The 17,279-nt window shown below is 41.4% G+C and carries 15 protein-coding genes; 2 read left to right on the forward strand and 13 right to left on the reverse strand.

Annotation, left to right across the window (positions count from 1 at the left end; all coding sequences use genetic code 11):
• Positions 1–21: 21 nt before the first annotated feature.
• The 13 genes from tssH to MHN79_RS11220 form a co-directional block, all read right to left on the reverse strand.
• Positions 22–2,634, reverse strand: a complete 2,613-nt coding sequence (tssH, locus tag MHN79_RS11160) for a type VI secretion system ATPase TssH (RefSeq protein WP_239172961.1) — start codon at positions 2,632–2,634, stop codon at positions 22–24.
• 61 nt (positions 2,635–2,695) lie between these two features.
• Positions 2,696–3,625 carry a type VI secretion system baseplate subunit TssG gene (locus MHN79_RS11165; protein WP_160927292.1) on the reverse strand — a complete coding sequence of 310 codons (930 nt, stop codon included), beginning with the start codon at positions 3,623–3,625 and terminating at the stop codon, positions 2,696–2,698.
• A gap of 18 nt (positions 3,626–3,643) precedes the next feature.
• Positions 3,644–5,395: a type VI secretion system baseplate subunit TssF gene (tssF, locus tag MHN79_RS11170; protein WP_160927294.1), complete on the reverse strand. Its 1,752-nt coding sequence runs from the start codon at positions 5,393–5,395 to the stop codon at positions 3,644–3,646.
• Positions 5,388–5,810 (reverse strand): type VI secretion system baseplate subunit TssE, encoded by a 423-nt coding sequence (tssE, locus tag MHN79_RS11175; RefSeq protein ID WP_160927296.1) that lies wholly within the window; start codon positions 5,808–5,810, stop codon positions 5,388–5,390. Before tssE ends, tssF begins: the two co-directional genes overlap by 8 nt.
• Positions 5,810–7,204: a type VI secretion system contractile sheath large subunit gene (locus MHN79_RS11180; RefSeq protein WP_239172962.1), complete on the reverse strand. Its 1,395-nt coding sequence runs from the start codon at positions 7,202–7,204 to the stop codon at positions 5,810–5,812. The genes tssE and MHN79_RS11180 overlap by 1 nt, the downstream gene beginning before the upstream one ends.
• 60 nt (positions 7,205–7,264) lie before the next feature.
• A complete protein-coding gene (tssC, locus tag MHN79_RS11185; protein WP_160927300.1) occupies positions 7,265–8,743 on the reverse strand; it encodes a type VI secretion system contractile sheath large subunit in 1,479 nt (492 codons plus the stop codon).
• Positions 8,743–9,246, reverse strand: a complete 504-nt coding sequence (gene tssB / locus MHN79_RS11190; protein WP_114785776.1) for a type VI secretion system contractile sheath small subunit — start codon at positions 9,244–9,246, stop codon at positions 8,743–8,745. Before tssB ends, tssC begins: the two co-directional genes overlap by 1 nt.
• Before the next feature lie 19 nt (positions 9,247–9,265).
• Entirely contained in the window at positions 9,266–9,787 is a 522-nt protein-coding gene (locus MHN79_RS11195) for a type VI secretion system tube protein Hcp (RefSeq protein WP_239172963.1), read from the reverse strand.
• A 33-nt stretch (positions 9,788–9,820) separates the two neighbouring features.
• A complete protein-coding gene (locus tag MHN79_RS11200; RefSeq protein ID WP_239172964.1) occupies positions 9,821–11,209 on the reverse strand; it encodes a type VI secretion system ImpA family N-terminal domain-containing protein in 1,389 nt (462 codons plus the stop codon).
• Between the two features lie 289 nt (positions 11,210–11,498).
• Positions 11,499–11,801 (reverse strand): PAAR domain-containing protein, encoded by a 303-nt coding sequence (locus tag MHN79_RS11205; RefSeq protein ID WP_160927307.1) that lies wholly within the window; start codon positions 11,799–11,801, stop codon positions 11,499–11,501.
• Positions 11,798–12,367, reverse strand: a complete 570-nt coding sequence (locus tag MHN79_RS11210) for a hypothetical protein (RefSeq protein ID WP_239172965.1) — start codon at positions 12,365–12,367, stop codon at positions 11,798–11,800. The genes MHN79_RS11205 and MHN79_RS11210 overlap by 4 nt, the downstream gene beginning before the upstream one ends.
• Positions 12,368–12,371: 4 nt before the next feature.
• Positions 12,372–14,354, reverse strand: a complete 1,983-nt coding sequence (tssI, locus tag MHN79_RS11215; RefSeq protein WP_239172966.1) for a type VI secretion system tip protein TssI/VgrG — start codon at positions 14,352–14,354, stop codon at positions 12,372–12,374.
• 172 nt (positions 14,355–14,526) lie between these two features.
• Entirely contained in the window at positions 14,527–15,324 is a 798-nt protein-coding gene (locus MHN79_RS11220) for a hypothetical protein (RefSeq protein ID WP_239172967.1), read from the reverse strand.
• Positions 15,325–15,592: 268 nt separating this feature from the next.
• Here MHN79_RS11220 and MHN79_RS11225 point away from each other — a divergent pair, with 268 nt between their 5' ends.
• Together MHN79_RS11225 and prpB are read left to right on the forward strand one after the other, a co-directional pair.
• Positions 15,593–16,297, forward strand: a complete 705-nt coding sequence (locus MHN79_RS11225) for a GntR family transcriptional regulator (protein ID WP_239172968.1) — start codon at positions 15,593–15,595, stop codon at positions 16,295–16,297.
• 12 nt (positions 16,298–16,309) lie between these two features.
• On the forward strand, positions 16,310–17,209 hold the full coding sequence (gene prpB / locus MHN79_RS11230; RefSeq protein WP_239172969.1) for a methylisocitrate lyase: 900 nt from the start codon (positions 16,310–16,312) through the stop codon (positions 17,207–17,209).
• Positions 17,210–17,279: the final 70 nt, after the last annotated feature.

The raw sequence follows: 17,279 nt of genomic DNA on the forward strand, positions 1-17,279 counted from the left end.
CTTGCTGCTCAATCCCATATATTACTGAATGGTCAGTTCGAAGCCCATCTCAGAATTTGCAGCTACAACAGAGACCTGAGATATAGGTTGTTGTTGGCTCAGTCTGTTGATGCATTCTTCGGCGAGTTTGGGCATTAAGGAACGATTGATAATTTGCTCTACCGCTCGACCTCCTGTCGTTGGGTCGGTATTTTTCGCTACGACATAATCAACAAAACCTTTGTCCCAAGTAAACGAAGCCTGATACTGTTCAGCCAGCTTTTTCTTGATGCGATTCAGAGATATCTCAGTAATTTTCGATAGCTCTTCATCATTAAGAGGATAGTAGGGGACGATAGTTGTTCGGCCTAAAAACGCTGGCTTAAAATAGTGCTGCAAATCAGGGCGGATAGATTCAAGTAACTCTTCATTGCTCAAGCGCTCATTGCTATTTGAACACGCGTCACAAATAGCTTGATCTGCGGCATTGGATGTCATGATTATAATTGTGTTTTTAAAGTCAACATTACGACCCTCACTGTCTTTTATATGTCCCTTATCAAAAATCTGATAGAACAGGTCGTGCACACCCGGATGAGCTTTCTCCATTTCATCTAATAAAAGAACAGAGTATGGATTTCGACGGATAGCTTCGGTTAAAACACCGCCCTCTCCAAAGCCGACATAACCAGCAGGTGACCCAAGTAGCATTGAAATTTTGTGCTCTTCTTTAAACTCAGTCATATTGATTATGGTTAGATCGTTGTTTCCACCATATAGTTGTTCTGCAAGAGCCATGGCCGTTTCGGTTTTTCCGACGCCACTTGGTCCACACATTAGGAATACTCCGATAGGTTTACGATTATCAGTTAATCCAGCACGTGATATACGAATTGCTTTCGCTAATTCCTGCTTAGCAACATTTTGACCAATTACTCGTTTATCTAGTTCTTCTTCAAGTGACAGTAAACGAGCGATCTCGTCACTCATCATATTGCCGACCGGAATTCCAGTCCAATTGGCGATAACCTGGGCGATGGTATTTTCATCAACCATTGCATTAACCAGAGGCTCTTCTCCCTGCAGTGCTGTCAGTTTGTCAATAAGATCATTCAGTTTGTCTTGTTTTGATTTATCGACTTGCTCACCAGCTTGTGCATCGCTGATTTCTTGCTGTAACTGCTTGATATCATGGACAAGTTCAATTTCTTGTTCCCAGCGCGACTGATAGTCACTGAGCTTCTTTTCATTGTCAGTAATTTGAGATGCTAACAGCTTAATTTCATCTTCAGAGGTAGCAAATAATGCATTTTCTTTTTCGAGTGCAGATTTTTCATTCTTCTGATAGCGAATTGTTTGTTCAAGCGCTTCAATGACTTCTGGCTTTGCGCCTTGTGTTAGAGCAATTCGAGCACTTGCCGTATCTAACAGGCTGATTGCTTTGTCAGGGAGTTGACGGCTGGGAAGGTAGCGAATAGACAAATGGACGGAGGCATCAATGGCTGATTCAGTGATAAAGGCGCCATGATGGCTCTGTAACGATGATGCAATTCCTCGTAACATTTGCTTAGCGTCTTCTGCATTAGGCTCCTCAATAGAGACGACTTGGAAGCGTCGAGTTAGTGCGGGATCTTTTTCAAAGTATTTTTTGTATTCAGCCCAAGTAGTAGCGGCGATTGTCTTAAACTCCCCACGAGCTAAGGCTGGTTTAAGTAAGTTTGCAGCGTCATTTTGGCCTGCAGCACCGCCCGCTCCAATTAGGGTGTGTGCTTCATCGATGAATACGATAATAGGGTGATCGCTATTTTTTACTTCATTAATAACGTCTTTTAGACGGTTTTCAAACTCACCTTTCACACTGGCACCAGCTTGCAGTAACCCCAAGTCTAAGGAATGTATTTGCACGCCTTGAAGGGCGCTAGGGACTTCATTTGCTGCAATTCTTAGAGCCAATCCTTCGACAACTGCTGTTTTACCAACACCGGGCTCACCAACCATTATTGGGTTGTTCTGTCTTTTCCTGCAAAGAATATCAATGGCTTTGCGAACTTCGCTATTACGCCCAGAGATAGGATCGATATTTCCATCAATAGCTTGTTGAGTAAGGTTTGTGGTGTATTTACTCAGTGCATCATTACCCGAAGGGACTGTCCCATCTGCAGAACCAATATGGGCCGATGTTTTGGTTTTCGCAACGGCGGTTTTGTTTATAAGGCCTTGTAACGATTCTAGAGAAACATTCTGTAAGCTTTCGAGCTGCAGTGTATTCATACCCAATACATTTTGCTGCAGCATAGCTTGGATAAGGTGCAGACTAATGATTTCACCATGGCCATAGTTAACAGAAGCTATCATCCACGCATCTTTTACGATTTCGGTCAGTGCTTGACTAAGAGTTGGTTGTCCTTCGTTGCCTTTGGGAAAGCGGGCTATCTTCGAAGATAACTCATTGATTAAGTTATCTTGGGACAAGTTTTGTGATTGAATAAGGCTAGCTAGGTGCTGATCTTGTTGTGATATAAGTTGCAATATCCAGTGTTCGGTCTCAATAGAAGGAACATTCTGATTCATTGCTGCGCCAGCTGATACTTCTAGTGCTTGTTTTAGCTCGGGGGAAAGCTTAGCGACTAAATTTGTTAGTGTAACTTGCGTCATACCGTTTTCCTTTCATCTCAAAGGCTGTGATTACCTAGCTCATTATTTAACCTGAAGTGGTTCACTTCAGAAGGATACTTACTATGTGTTGAGGTTTTCGCTCTGGCGCAAGGCAGTCTACTTCGCCTAATTTTGCCGCGTTGTATTTATTACTCGAAAGTCTTGGGCGATTTAAATATTCCCTTTTCACATTCAAGTAAATCGAGATTGGGGTATTATCGCCAAGATAATGCTGAATTAACTCTCTCATGTTTTTTGCGAGTAGGGGATCAGACTGTATAGTGATTAGTTCGTTTTCAGTCTTCGGCGTGATATAAACCAAAAGATGACTGAAATGAGTCAAGCACGTGTTTCCTAACAAAAAACCATGGCCCACTCTGCTGTTGTAACTTATATCCTTCCCCAATCGGGTTAGTGAGTCTCCAGGCAGCTGGCGTCTTTCGTTTATTTTTGTCGAAACCTTCATTCTAAAGGGAAAATAATCGTTGAGTATTTGTGATAGCGTAAGTAGGTTCCTTTGCCCTTGATTGAGTAACATAGAGTATTGGAAATACTTAGAATGCTTTCGGTCTAGTGCTGCTAGATTGTTTAGTAAAGCAGCTTTCTCCGGTTGAATCTCATTTTGAATAACCAACCAGGAACCGATTTCTAAGTGACTGAGTAATTCAAAATACCTTTGGTTAAATACATCAAGGAAATCCTTTAAGGCATGTTCATCGCGGTGTAAAGAAGACAATAGTTCTTCATATATGTAGTTTGGAATAACCCCTTTTACTCCGGATAAAGCTTGCTTTGCGAGGCGCAACTTAAGCCGATTATTTTTTAAAGAAAAGTACTGGATTTCACTTGCGTCACCGGTTGGCATCGCTTCTGCTTTCAATTCAAGCGTTATTCTGTTTGGATTTTGATTTGTCCAGTGTGTCAGTAACCTCATCGCTTGCGCAAAGTCGTATTGTTGTGGGTGTTGCCTAAGATCGTTTATCAATGACATTAATTTTCCAGTTAGCCGCTACATGGCTAACTGACTCCCATGTATTTTAGGGTACTGCTTTACGACACCATCTCTGCCGTAGATCCTAATTGATAGCTGTATATATCGATCGAAACTACAAAATTGCTGGAAAAATCGATTAAGTACATCGCAAAAAGCAAGAAAGCTGTTTTGAGTATCAAGTGTTAGTTCGACCTCAGTACCAGGTGAAAATACATTTTTGCCCATGATTCGTATGGCTGATACTTGTGATTTAACCGATACACTATGTATTGCCTGTATTTCTTCAGCAGAAAGTTGTTCTCTGCTGCATAGCTGAAGCATTTGTTTGAGTGTTTCGGTAGGATTATTTGTATGCAATAGTGACGAAAAGTTACCATTTAGTAGACCTACAAATTGCCAGTGAAGATTCAAATTCTGCTCACGCTCAATGGGAGCAGTAGGGGGGTATATGGCGCTGAAGGTACCCGGTATATCTATGTTTTCTGAGCATTCCATTTCCCCGTCGATTCCACAAGCTTGTTTACCATTAGTACAAAGCAGGTAGGTACCATACAATTTGCTAAATTCCAGTTCATGTGTTGGTTTGAGACTAATTGCCAGTCTAAATTGTCCAGATAAATCTCTAGAGCTTTGCCAGTAATCAGCATTGACGTCAGATTGATAACTATCACGAAATAAAGGTATTAATGGTTTTTCTCCTTGGGGAGTGATTTCAAATACCTCTTTTACCTCAACAACTTCTATATCGCTATCACTGTGTGCGTCAGCGTTGACAGGTATAGTCAGAGACCTTTGATCATAACTGGTGGGTTCTCCAGTTTGCTCAAACAAATTTACCGCAGGTATCACATCAAGTTTAAACACATGGTTGTCGAATAGGCGCATGAATTCAGCCGGAATCGCATGCATAAACAGATTCAGTTTGATTTCTGAGCTATCGAATTCTTTAGCGGCTGATCCAAAATCTTTTAGGCGGAAAAATTGGCGCTTTTCTTTGAAAAAGAAAAACTCACTGATTAGCTGAAAGCCTGAAAATTGATTTCCTTTTTGGGGCAGAAATAAAAAATTTAAGTCGCTGACCCTATTTTTTAGTTTTCCTGCAGGCATTACAATATGTTTGTCACAGCTCATATCTGAGATAGATATAGCTTTTGTTTGACCTAACAATAGCTCAACAATTGAGTCGGCATTGTTTTCGAAACCTTGTACGAATAGATCAAGGTCTTGATGATTGAGCTGAGAAAAAAGAATACTAGGGTCACCCGTTGAAAGTGATAGCTGAATGACGGCTGTCGATTGCTCTGTGCTGACGGGGCGGTTAAATTTAAAGGGGGCGCTTGATGCTGTGGTATCTATTAATTGAAATGGAGCTGTCACCAGTTTATCAACGGTCGTAAATTGACAGGTTCGACCTTTAGCATCTGAAGTAAAATGCGACCCTTCTGGAATGGTGGTTGACTCTGGAGTATCACCTTGGGCAGACAAATGCATGTAAGCAACGCTGGGTATGGTTTGAGTGTAGCTAGGATAAATGACATTTAGTAGGCCTTCGACAACTTGCGGTAATTGTTCAGACAATTGTTTTTCGACTGTGGCATTTAACAGTGAAACCCCATCAAGAAGCCTGGCAAGGCTCGGGTCTTCAATTTTTCCTTGGTGAATATTGAGGCGTTCAGCATATTCTGAATGTTGGTGCCCAAACTGTCCGAGTGCACGTCTTACAAACGTTAGCTCTTGTTCAAAGTAACGCATTAAAGGATCAGTCATAGCTATCCTCCGTCATAATTGTTGTAAGATCGTTGAGAGATATTTTTGAGTCAAATATAAGTTCTTGCTCTCCTCTCGATGTATTGGCTCTAGCAATAATATTAAACACCAAAGCGTTTTCACTTTCGTTGCGCTCTAGCAACTCTACTATGACCTGAGATAGGCGTGGTTCAAAATGGCGAATGTAGCTTTCTAGGCGAATAGCTAGTTGAGCTTGATCTAAACTGGCACTTAACAGCTGAACATCTTCAATCCCAAATCTAAGGTTAGAGCGATGAAGTTCAATAAATCGATCGTCGATCCTCAGTAAAGAAGATTCTGACTCAAGTAGCTTGGTTAGGTGATACTTTATGTCTTCAACTTCTTCGGTCTGAGTTGAACCTTTTGAATCAATAAATGCTCTCCAAAATCCCATTAGCCAACCTCATCAAGCTCTGTGGTCAGTACAACTTCACCAGTGAAGTGATCATATTGATATTGAGGTACAATCCTAAGTGTGCAAATAAAGCTTCCCGCTTGAGTCTCCGACTCGGATACTGATATTTTCGCGAAACTAAGGGGGTATTTCGCTAATGTTTCTTCATTTGCATAAGTGACATTGCTAGAGAATTTTTCAATCCACTGTGTTAAAAAACGTTCACATTCGGAAGCGGTGTTGAAGCTTCCTAGCATTTCTCGTACCTGTACTTTTAGGTAGTGTGCGATACGGCAAGACATTAAGCTAGTTTGGAGCTGTGTTAGCACTTTATCATTATCTGATGTTCCACTTTGCCAGATGGAATTATTGCCGTTGAAAAAGTATTTGTCTGTCAATGGACTTTTTGTGATAGGGATAAATCCGTGTTGGGCGTAAAATGTTGAGACCTTGCCAAATAACACTACATTGGTTTGCGGTTCTCTGATGAATAAACAATCGTGCTGGTCGATATTAATGACCGCTCCCTGAGATTTATCATTCCAGCGAGATTTCAGAAAACCAAACCAGTTAACCCTATGGTATTCGCGCATTATTGTTGATACTAGGGCAAACCCAGAATTCCCCCATAATCCACTACCGAGCTCATTGTATATAAAACCTACCTTCATGTTTTTGTATTGATGTCTCATGCGTATTAAAGGCATTGCGAAACCTATAAAACGGCAACTTTGCTTACTACGAAGTGATTGCCACGCCTGAAAATCTGGTCCTGCTAAAATTTTTTCTATTCTGTCAATGTCAGAAAGCCAGTCTGCTCCAGACTCTACAAAAAAATTTTTATTAGGGGAAAAAATCATTGGGCATAAGGTGGATTCACCAAGTTTACTTAATAGTTCAACAGTAAATAGATCGTCATAGTCAGCGTCGAAATCCATATCAACTGACACAGGGTGAGTAAATAATATGCAACCAAAAGGCTGACCTCCTAGAGTGTTAAGCTCCCTGTTACCTATTTTATTAAACAAATTTGATGCTTTGATATTGTATGCTTGATTGACATCAGAAGAGACCTCATGCCAATGCATATCTAGGACTTTGACTTTCACCCTTTGATTATTGATGGGCAAGCTCACAAGTCCGTGTATCCCCAACCAACTGCTATGTAAGCTTTTAAACTCGTCATGATGAATGATCTTATCCATTTGGCTCGAGAGTTTCCTGTCTAGTAGAGAAATCATCTTGGCGACGAAATTGACGACAGAAGACTTGTTATCCAGAGCACTTGGTTGAAGTTCAAACAGTACAGACAGAGCCTTTCTGAGAAAGTCGCTGTCTGTACTGTCTATCTCCAAAAACTTTTTTTGCCATTCAAGATTTAAGTTCAGTTGCATATTATCCCTGAGTCATACAAACATATAAACAAGGCCGGGGTTAACCGGCCTGTAATTCGATTAGCCTGGTATTTTGGCAACCATACGAACTGAGGTAGTCAGCTCTTCAAGTTGTAACCAAGGTCTAAGGTGAGCGACCGCAGAATAAGAACCTGGACGTCCAGGCTGCTCAACAACTTCTATTCTTGATTCACAAAGTGGTGTTTTTGCGCGTTGTTCATTACCAATTGCGCCAGCATTGGTGTACTGATCGATCCAAAGTTGAAGTTCTCGTTGAATGTCCGGAGCCTCCAAATTTGAGCCGAGCTTGTCGCGTCCCATTACTTTTAGGTAATGAGCGATACGGCTACTGGCCATAATATAGGGAAGGCGCGCGGAAATTGCTGCGTTTGCCGTTGCATCTGGATCAGTGTACGTTTTAGGCTTTTGAGCTGTCTGGCCACCAATAAATACACCGTAATTAGAGTTCTTGTAATGAACGAGAGGTAAGAAACCTAAATCGCTAAGTTCTTTTTCTCTTTCATCAGTAAGATTTACTTCGGTGGGACACTGTTGGACAAGGTCTCCAGCTTCAGTTTTGTAGGTTAGGTTAGGAAGGTTCTCGACTTTTCCTCCATTGTCCAAGCCTCGTATTGATGTGCACCAGCCTGACGCTGTATATGCTTGAGTCATCTTTAAACCAAGGTCATAGGCAGCGTTGGACCAGACCAATTGGTCGTTGCTTGAGGGATTAGGATTACCATCCATATCAGTAGCAAGCTCTTCGTAGTCGAACAACTCTGTGCCAAGGCCTTTATTACCATAAGGTAAGCGTGCCAAGGTTCGGGGTAAAGTAAGGGTTACATACCTTGCGTCGTCACTTTCACGAAATGCATTCCATGCCGCATAAGCAGGGGAGTCAAAACCTGCTGCAACGGGTTTGCCCTCATCAAATGTAGTGAAGTCGTTGAATTCGAACATTTGTGCATTGGCTGCAGCAACAAAGGGAGCATGACAGGCAGCCGCTACTTCACCCATATAGCGAAGGAGAGCGACATCCTCATCTTTAGCACTGAATTCGTAATCACCAATGAAAGTCCCATAAGGCTCACCACCAGCGGTACCAAATTCTCCTTGATAAACAGCGTTAAACAGTGGGCTGCGGTCGATTGCAGGCGCGTCTTCAAATTGGTCGAGTAGCTCTTCCTGAGTGAAATCAACCATTTTTATCTTTAAGTCTCGACCGAGCTCACTTTCTTTTACCAATTTCTGTAGGCCCCGCCATGAACCTTCAAGCTTTTGAAAGTCCTTCTGCTGCATTACCTCAGATAATTGCTTGGAGAGCTTTTTATCAATTTCGGAAATCGCATTTTCAATAGTCTTAGTAACATTTTTATCCCATGTTACTGTTCCAGAAAGCGCTTGTTCAGCAAGAACTGAAAATAGCTCCTTAGTTGTGTCGGCGGGGGTTTGAGTTGTTGCTTCTATCGCTCGGTCAAGAAAACTCAGTGAGCCTTCTGCCGCTTCCGCTTGCGGTTGATTTTCAGCTTCTGTACTCATTATTCGCCTCCTTCTTTACTTACACCCAGTTCTTCAGATAACGCGTTGATCGTATCTGCACTCTGTAGGACCTCTTTAAGCAGCTTCTCTAAATCCCGCGAGCGATCCGCTTTGGACAGAAGAACTTTCAGTTGGTTGCGGGTTTCAACTAGCTTTTTAAGAGGCTCTACCTGCTCTACAATCGCTTCAGGCTCAAAGTCTTTCATGGAGTTGAATTTGAGTGCGGCTTCGAACTGACTATCATCATCAGCAAGGACGTTGTCGACTTTTAAGGACAATTCTGGTCCCACACGTTTCATAACAGTATCAAAATTATCTTTATCAACATTGTAAAAAGTACGGTCTTCAACGTCTTCTTTATCTTGCTTATGGCCTGAGTAGTCACCAATTACCCCAACCACAAATGGGAGTTCTTTGGTTTCTACGGCGCCATTAGTTTCCACATCGTAAGTAATACTCACTCGGTTTTTACTTACACGTTTGTGCTGGGAATTCAGTGCCACAGTGGGCCTCCTTACTTAATTAGCTTGCTGATGAGGTGATCTTAGCGGTAGTTGCATCGAAGCCAACTTCTGGTCCTTTTTCGATTTTTCCACTTTCACCTTCAATGTAATAAGCTTTAGAAATCTTGGTGTAAGTAAGAGAAAAAGACTCATTTGGTAGGCTACCATCTGAACCAGCAGAGTTGTAACTAGAAATGCGAGCTCCGCTTAGAGTAGTGATTTGATATGGATCAGCGCCGGAGCCTTCGCGGTTTGGTTTGGTCATAACAATTTCGACGGTTTTACCCTCAGGGCCCGGCGCATATAGGAAAGTCTCAATATGTGGTGTTGCACCATCACAGCCGCGTGTAATATTGACCTCCCCCAATGCTACCATTCCTTGATCGGCGTTATTGGCATTACCGACATCAATACCAACGCCTCTCACCGCATTCCAAGATACAGTATCAATAGCGAAGAACCCGTCTTTACCATTAATTTTTTCTACTGTTGCGGCACCTTTTGGGGTAGTTCCATCAATTCTCATAAAAATAGAAGCCATTGTGTTCTCCTTTGCTAATTAGCATGTAGTGTGTTACCACTCGAAATTATTAATCCCACTATCAGACTGATTATTTGTGTCATTTTGAGAGGGACTTTCACTGTGTGCTGCAGTCTCGGGTGAGTCTGAATTTTTCAGTGGTTGTGTGTTTACATCTGTCTCTACAAGCCCAGACGGTTGTGTGAATGCTCTGTTTGGTGATGGGGGAATACTGCTAAGCTTTGTGGTTTCCAGGTTATCCATACCAGAGACCTGATTGATATGGGTAATCGCTCCTGAGTTACCACCTGTCATCTCGTTTAATAATTCAGGTAAGCTCATGTAGCCCCAACGAATTGCACGTTCAAGTAAAAATGGGATAGGGCTATGTGGCTCTGTTTTTTGAAAAAAACGTGAAATTTTACGTAGCTCGTGAAAGGCTTGCTCGCGACTTAAAATCACATGAGCGGCAGAGCCCGGTTGATTAAGTTGGCCTTGTCCAACGGCTGCACTTTGATTATTTGCTTGGGGAATCTGCGTCATGCTCGAAGTTACGTCAGAAGGCTCTGAGCTCGAAGTGCTTTGTTCAATACTTGTTTCACCTTGTACTGATTCAAAGGTGATGAGTTTGAAATTAGTGTCTAGTGGCCAAGGAGCGAACCTATCACCAACAAGATATTGTATTGCTTTGAGAAGATCAGAGATATTTGCTTTGGCATACTTAAAGCTGATTGGAGAAACATTTACTTTCTGACACGCCTGAGCGATGAGCTTTTCCGCTATGTCGAAGTTTTGATAGGCAGTGGCAAGGTCATCGACGACAGTTTCCATTTCGTTGGAGTATAGTGAATAAGTCGACTCTTTTAGCTCTGATAGGGTTCCGTTTCGCTCAGCCCTCAAGAAGTCACCAAATGTAACGTGTCCTATAAGATCGGTCATTTGCAGTGGCATGAAAAGGGCAGTTGAATCTTGGGTTTCCCCCACGAGTTGGAGAAGCGGTTTGATCCTAAATTCCGTTAGCTCTTTATTACGTCCACCTTCGTCATTACTTTTTAGTTTATCTTCAGGAGGCTGAGGGTGAAGGGTTTCCCAAAATTCTCGGATAATTTCTACCAAAACTTTTGTTGCATCAGCGAGGTTAGTATAAGGGGAAGAGGTAAATAGTTGGCTGGTAATGAACCAACCGAGTAGTTCGGTATCTTTTGTTTGGGATGTTAACGCATCAAATGTGGTAGTTCGCACTAAATTCCAATTAGTGTCGTTCGCTTCGATAAGCGCTTCGTCACCTGAGGCGTCGGGTGTTTCAACTAACTGTCGAAACGATGATTGAGCTGTATTATAGTGATTGCGCAGAGTACGGTAAGCGCTCCTATCCAACTTGAGATAGCTACCTGATGGTTGCTCTTCAGATATAGGTTTCAATAATGCGTCAACGTCTACCATATACAGTCCATCTTTAGCCTTTGACAAGAAAAATGTAATCTATTCAATTATTTGTTATTTATAGGTAATAGCTTGCATATCAAATTCTAGATGGTTTTCCGTAAAAAACTTCATTGAATTCATTATTTTATTAAAATGGTGATCGGTTTCTAAAAACTGAAGTCACATCTTGTTAATGTGATTAACTTATTCTGTAATAATAATAGGTTACATATTCATGAAATTCTAATATGAGTTATTTTATTAGCTAATAACTGGTTTTTTCTTATTATAGAGAATGCAGAAAAAGTTAACCCCCGATAAGAACAGTCGGCATTCCTAGAACAATTGAGCCACCATGTGCGGTGGTATCTCCCATTCTTGCTGCGGGCTTACTATTAATTAATACGGTAGCACTTCCCTTAACGATTGAATCTGGCGGGCCCACGCATACAACAACATCCCCAAGCGTAGCTGCTGGCATATTTCCTATCAGAACAGTCGGAGCACCAGGTCCAGTAATTGGCCCACCAACATGAGGGATAGGAGGAACCGCGGGTGTTTGCATTGGGCATACATGCATATCTGTAAGTCTGGCGGCAGGAAGAGTCATATCAGACCTCCGTTTCCACCTTGTGCAATATCAATTGCTGCTATAACGGCGTTTTCATAATAGGTGGAGGTTTGATCCCACACTGGTAGTGCAGCGGCGTGATTAATGGCTCCCGCGACTGCTTTAGCGTACAAGTATGGATCAGGTAATACGGTGGGTAAGTCTGGCGCCACTATACTCCCAGAGCCGTTCCAAAATACCGCCTGGCTAACCCAAGATGGTCCACAATTGAGTTCCAATCGACTGGCAAATAACTCAGACTTTCTGCGCAGCTCTTCAGACGGAGACAATGCCCAGTTCTTTGTAGTATTCAATGCCATTTTTTGAGTGTCATTCCAAACATCACTGCGTGAATATAGACAACATAGTGCCCACCAAATACTCTCTCTGACAGGTAACGCATGGGCGAGAAACTGTATTAGGTCATTATAAAGTTCTGACTTTTGCAAACTTACTATCACTTGATCTATCGGAAGTTCGTCATTGATGCACTCCTTAGCTTCATCAGAAGCTTGAAACCTTGGCATAATTTGAGAACTACTTTGATAGGGGATTTTTTTATACATAGTTTTAATTAACCTTAACAATCGCACCTTTCAACTCACCCAATACACCGCCGTCGAAAGTTCCTTTTAGACCTGATTTGAATTCAGCGCTTAACGAACCTTCAGCACTTAACGTCGTGTCTGCTTTCATCTCTATGCTTAGTCCTTTTATAGTATTTGAAGTGGTTGCTTCAAGTGCCGTAGTCGTGCCTGATATTTTATTTGCGGATGTCGCTTTACTGGTAACATTGGTGCCTTCTAAATTCAGCGCACTGCTTGCTTTTATGTCTATGTTGGTGGCTTCTATTGATATTGAAGAAGAAGACATCGATATTTTGCTGGAACCAACCTTCAAATCAATAGTGTCATCGGCCTCTAGCGTAATGGTCTTGGCTGAACCACTCATATCTTTAGTAACAGATAAAGTATAGGTATCTTCGGTTGTTATTTTCATCGCTTTGGTAACGGTTTGGCTCAACTCTCCTTTCACGGTTTCTGTATGGTTATTTTCAATTTCTTGTGAGATATCTTTTGCCGCATGAAGGTAAATAAGTTCATTGTCCTTTTTGTCATCGAAATAGAGTTCATTGGCCTCTGCGGTTAATTTAGTTTTTATACCGCTTTTGGTTGTATTGGCTTCTTTGTAAGGAGGAGCATTATCGCTGTTATAGACACTCCCAGTAATAATGGGTTGGTCGGGATCCCCATCAATGAACGAAACTAGCACTTCTTGACCTACTCTAGGAATAAACTGCGCACCATAGCCACTACCAGCCATCATTTGGGCGACTCGTACATAGCAACTGGTTTTGTCACCACTGGCTTCTGTATCCCAGTGGAATTGAATTCTTACCCGTCCTTGATCGTCTTGGTTGATGTCTCCTGCGGTGTTTCCTGCGACAGTCGCGCTTTGTAATCCTTTTACAGACTGCTTTCCTCTGGGTTTTGGATAATTGGGTGTCGCTTTTGGTATCAGTCGAACTTCGGTGCTGCACTGAACATCGTCTTTGTAATGTGTTGCTATGCCAACGACGGAAAAATCACCTAGCTGTGATTTATCTAAGTGACTACTTAGGGAAAACCAAGTAGCGATATCAAACATATCGTGTTTGGCATGAGCTATGACGGATTGATAGTCTTGTTCAACATATTCAATTCTTCGTTTAGCGAGGTTACTTGAAAGATCTGTCATGTCACCGCTGATACCTAGCTCCGGATAAAGCACAGAAGTCAATTTGGTGTTGTTTGCTACTGTATTACCACTTTTTTTTGCTTTACTCGTAACCAGCTTGGACTGTGAATAGTCATAAGCTGTTAATTCAATGCTGGCGCCATGGAAGTCCATAACAGGAACCCAAGATTCTATGAGTGGTAGGCTTCCAGAAGGGGTCTCTTGCATATCAAATTTTGCGACATCTGCTTTGGTATATGGAGAAGTGGCATCTTGAATCACCATAGTATGATCGCCGGATTGATGCTCGAAATAGAAGTGCAATCCTTCTTCTGCAAGTAATCGAACAACGAAGTCATAATCTGATTCATTGTACTGCAGGCAATATTCTCTTTTTGTTGAGGGGAAACTTGAGAGCTTATATTTGCCCTTAAAACCAGCATTATCAAAAATATCGCTAATTATATCTTTGGTCGTTTGAGTCTGATAAACACGGAACGAATGAGTGTGTTTTAGTAGCCAAAACCAAGGCTTGAGTATGACGCGAAACTGCAAGAACTGGAAATTGGCATCCAAACCCATTTGTTCAATACGCGTTATTACTCCATTGAATGTTCTCTGCAGTTTGTTGCTGCCAGATTCATTACTATATCGATTGACAGTTAAGAGCTGACCAAGTTGGTCTTGAGCATCAAATGTTGAAGAGACAATAGTTGCAGTGATTTCAAATGTAATGGACAGAGCCTGAGTGACGGTAAAGTCACTAACTAAGTGTTCTTGGCTTTTATAATCTTTTGCAGACATTAAACCAGCCGATGCTGAATACTTATCAGGCATAGAATATCCTCATATTAAAAAGTCTTTTTAAATTATATTGATATGTGTAAATCTAACCGGATTAATACAAAGTAGCAGTTAATTCATAGTTAATAAATCTAGCTTGCTGGGACACTCGATGACTCTCATTAAAAGTAAACTAATGCGTGATCTATCTTTGTATTTTGCAAGTTTATCTGCTGTCTACGATAAGTAAGACGGCTTTTTCATAGGCAAAAATCATACTTTTGATTTCATTTTTACTCTGCCAAATAGACTCAACAGATGGCAATATCACGAAAAACACTAACGGTTCATGGTGAAGAGAACGCCAACGTCGGTCTAAGTCATTTTTCTTATGTATGTTCATATTGACGGTAAGAACAAGGCTATCTTGGGATAGTTCTGAATTAGGGATTTTTCCCAGTTCGTGCACCGCCCCCCAAAGTGTATCAAGCGATCTTTCTTGGACACTTCTTAAGAAGAGTTCAAATTCGAGACCAACTGAATCGTTGTGAATCGTTGTACTCAAGCGATGTTTTAACCTAATACCATCAATAAATGGAAGGGCACGCTCTGCAGTATTGGTAGCGTTTTTAGATAACGGACAAAGCTGAATCGAACTGTTGGGGTGCTTGCTGGTAAAAACCTCACAAGTAAATTGTTTGATAATTGACTCTAGCGCATTATGAAACAGACTGTTTTGAAGATCACTTAGCGATACAGCAGAACTTACTTCTGCTTCATTGAATACTATTTTAGCTACGTCATTTACGCCTTGATAGTCTGAAACGTTGACATAACGATTTGATTTGATGGCTTTGATAACAACATTGTTTGTCTCTATTAAGGTAGGGCTTTGATCTGAAAAAATACTATTTGATAACAGAGGGTAATATGGTTCTCTTGTGGTCGAAGAAAAGTAAGAGCATGAGCTAACAATGATACAAGCAACAGTTAGGATTACCGCTTTTATTATGTGGGGGCGCATTCGACTACCTTCTCCTTACTGCACTTACCAAAAGATATTAGCGATATACTCATTTGAGTTCATATCATTTCTTGTGCTAAACCTAGCTCAAGTCATAAAAGTTTATGTAATGAATTTAAATCATCTCTAGCAAATGTGACATATGATAGATATCCATCATCTCATGAGGAGTATTGTCGACAATGATCTGGTTTTAAGCGTAAAAGCTTGGAATTTTCGTACTCAATCCATAACATTGTAGACAATATAGTAAGACCACTCGTTAATCATGAATGAAGAACTCACGTCTCGCATTAAAATACGACTCGCAGAGAGAGAAAGCACTAAGTCTGAAAATCTAACCGAGCTTTTAATAGAGGCAATTGTTATCGGAGCAATACATTCTGGCAGCAAGATTTCTGAACCCGACTTAGCCAAACGTTTAAACGTGAGTCGAGGGCCTTTGAGAGAAGCTCTGATGCGGATTGAAGGGTTAGGGTTAATCGAACGAATTCCTCATGTGGGGGCGAGAGTAGTTAAGTTATCCGCTGAAAAATTAGTGGAAGTGTATTCAGTTAGAGAAGCACTGGAAGGTATGGCAGCTAGATTAGCGGCTAGGCATATATCAGAAAGCGAGATATTGGGCTTAGAGGCATTACTCGCCAAACATTCTAAGCATATTGATGACGTTGAGGGGAGCTCATATTTTCACCAGCAAGGTGATTTCGATTTTCACTATCGTGTAATATTGGCCAGTCGTAATAGCAAACTTATCTCCTTGTTATGTGATGAGTTATACCATTTACTTCGCATGTACAGATATCAATCTCCCCGCTCTCAATCTAGGCCTCATGAAGCATTAAACGAACACAAATTGATATTGAAAGCGATAGAAAATCGTGACGAAGAATTGGCTGAGCTTCTTATGAGACGGCACATTTCAGGCAGTAGAAAGTTAATAGAACAACAAATTATAGTGACTCAAAATGATTAGAAGGAAATAGTCATGGGTTTATCTCAAGGTGGAAAGTTTAGGGCAGCAGTAGAAAAAAATACTCCATTGCAAATTGTTGGAGCTATCAATCCTTACTGCGCAATGATGGCAAAAAATTTGGGGCATCAAGCCATTTATCTATCTGGTGGTGGTGTGGCCAATGCTTCTTATGGGTTACCGGATCTCGGTATTACCACCCTTAACGATGTTTTAGTGGACGTAGAACGCATCAGCAACGCGTGTGATCTTCCTCTTTTGGTCGATATTGATACAGGGTTTGGTGGCGCGTTTAATATTGCGCGCACAATAAAAGCAATGGAAAAAGCAGGTGCGGCTGCAATACATATGGAAGATCAAGTTGCACAAAAACGTTGTGGTCACCGGCCCAACAAGGCGATAGTCAGCCAGCAAGAGATGGTCGACCGTATTAAAGCGGCAGTCGATGCCCGTCAAGATTCAAATTTTGTCATTATGGCCAGAACAGATGCGCTAGCAGTCGAAGGGATGGACAAAGCAATAGATAGGGCGATAGCCTGCGTTGAGGCTGGGGCAGATATGGTGTTTCCAGAAGCAATGAACAAACTCGAGCAGTATGCACAATTCTCCAAAGCTCTTTATCAGGCCATAGGTAAAGATGTCCCAATACTAGCTAATATTACTGAATTTGGTCAGACTCCTTTATTTAGCACCCAGCAGCTTGCGGAAGTAGGCGTTGATATGGTGTTGTACCCACTCAGTGCATTTCGTGCCATGAATAAAGCTGCAGAAACTGTTTATTCTCACCTTTTAGAAGAGGGCAATCAGGAGGAGCTCATTGGTATGATGCAGACGCGAAGTGAATTGTATGATCATCTTAATTATCATGATTATGAACAGAGATTAGACAAGCTTTTCTCGCAAGAAAGTGACTGACACGGTGTAAAAAGTTCAATTATTCAATATTTTTAAATGAGTTTGGTGACTAGTAAGCACATTTAAATTG

This window comes from Vibrio sp. Of14-4, assembly GCF_022347625.1.
Taxonomy (GTDB): domain Bacteria; phylum Pseudomonadota; class Gammaproteobacteria; order Enterobacterales; family Vibrionaceae; genus Vibrio; species Vibrio pristinus.